1 protein-coding gene is annotated in these 216 nt (G+C 77.3%); it reads right to left on the bottom strand.

Annotated elements, in window-relative coordinates:
- The coding region (locus tag QD228_RS17115; RefSeq protein ID WP_279876147.1) for a hypothetical protein at window positions 1-216 on the bottom strand (216 nt) is incomplete at both ends.

The raw sequence follows: 216 nt of genomic DNA, 5'->3' as shown, positions 1-216 counted from the left end.
CGCGGGCGCGCACGGCGCTGATCGCGCCGGTGGCGGGATCGAAGGCGACATCGCGGCGCACGGCGATGCGGTCGCCGAACAGCGACTCGATCGTGGCGAGGTCGAGCGCGGCGGCCGAGAGGATGCGCGCGCCCGAGGCGGCGCCCTGCGTCTCCGCGACCGCGAGCCATTCGGCACTGGCGAGCGGCGAGGTGGGGTCGAGGCGGAAGCCGCGGC

Origin of the sequence: Cobetia sp. 3AK (assembly GCF_029846335.1) — a bacterium.
Taxonomy (GTDB): Bacteria; Pseudomonadota; Gammaproteobacteria; order Pseudomonadales; family Halomonadaceae; genus Cobetia; species Cobetia marina.
Note: the sequence above shows the minus strand (reverse complement) of the source record. Positions and strands in the feature narration are given on the sequence as shown.